At 42.7% G+C, this 1,696-nt stretch carries 1 pseudogene; it reads left to right on the forward strand.

Features of this window, described 5'->3' with window-relative positions:
* A pseudogene (locus AC5FXQ_RS21715) lies at positions 1-982 on the forward strand (hypothetical protein); the annotation flags it as partial.
* Between the last annotated feature and the right edge of the window lie 714 nt (positions 983-1,696).

Here is a 1,696-nt window from a genome sequence, read left to right on the forward strand (position 1 = left end):
AAGCTTTAATGAGATGTCGTCTTCTGGCAGCAACACAACTGCTCCGGTTGAAACTGCTCCAGCGCCAACTCCAACTCCAACTGAGCCAGCTCCAGCGCCAGCCCCAACTCCTACACCTGATACAAACACAGGTGGAAGCACGCCTGCTACTGGAGCACACAGTGTGATTTTGGTAGACGCCGGTACTGAGAAAGATGTGATGACCGTAAGGAACGGCGCTACACTGAGCTTCAGTGCTTTGAATACAAAGAAGTTTAACTTCCGTTCCAACATTGATCCATCAACAGTAGGTAGCGTAAAGTTTGAGCTGAAGGGCGCCATGGGGCGTACCTACACTGATAATGCAGCACCTTATGCGCTGTTCGGTGACGACGGAAGAGGTAACTTCTACTTTGGTAATCTGACCATGCCAACTGGTAGCTATACCTTAACAGTTACGCCATACTCTGGATCAAATGGCTCAGGTACGGCTGGTACTCCGGTAACAGTAAGCTTCAACATCGTTGCGTCTGGTTCAGGTACGACAGCGGAGACTTCTCCGGTAGCAACAGCTCCTGCTCCAACTGCTCCAGCGCCAACTCCTTCTGAGCCAGTGGCAACTGCTCCAAGCACATCAACTTCTTCACAGATATCAAGTCTGACACTGGTTGATGCGCACACAGAGAAAGACGTACTGAAGCTGACTAACGGTGCTTCACTTAGTTTCAGCGCTTTGGGTACAAAGAAGTTGAACTTCCGCGCTGACCTTAAGTCTGGTGTAGGCAGTGTGAAGTTCGAGCTGAAGGGCGCCATGAGCCGCACCTACACTGACAACGCTGCCCCGCATGCTTTGTTCGGTGACGACGGAAGAGGCAACTACTACTTTGGCAACCTGACCATGCCTGCCGGAACTTACACCCTGACAGCTACCCCTTACTCAGGCAGCAACGGTTCGGGCACTGCGGGCACACCAGTAACTTACAGCTTCACTGTTAAAAACTAGATTTTCATAACCATACCTTAAGTGGTATAACTCTTCAAAGCAGCTGGCCAAAGGTCAGCTGCTTTTTTTATAAGTGCATAGTTGACAATGGGTTACTATGTGGGGTTTCACGATTTTTGAAAAATCCAATCTTGAGATCTGCTATATAGAACAGACAGGCTTTGTTACCACGAAGGTTTAACACAGGACGTGCTTAAGCGGGAGTAAAATGCAGGATTCTCTCTATTTCAGAAAGGCTATTTTGAAAATTTCAATATGGAATCCAAATGTCAGAGACTGGGAAAGGGTCAAAATTTACTTGTTTACAATTCACTATGGGATCTTAATAGTTATTTTTTCATATATATAAAGTTACATGCAAAACAAGCTATTTTATATAATTTAAATCATTATAAACCTGAAATAAATAAGAAAAGCACTTTTTTTGAGGATGACCACTTTCAAAAGTTGTTAAAAGTCATTTACATTTGTGACTGTCGATTGAGAAAAATATCCAATTAATAAGCGGTTTGTTTTCTTGATTGATGGGTGCTCTAAAATATTGATCATTAAATAAATAAGCAGCAAGCTGATAATGATTAAAAGGGACTGGAGGTTAGGTTAAATACTATTGCTTAACCTTTTTGATTTCAAAAGAGCATTAATAGTTAATAGGAGAGTGTAACAAGTAATATTATATAGAAAGTACCAACATTAATTAAATTTTTAGTCAAT

Source organism: Pontibacter sp. LHS1 (assembly GCF_058932855.1).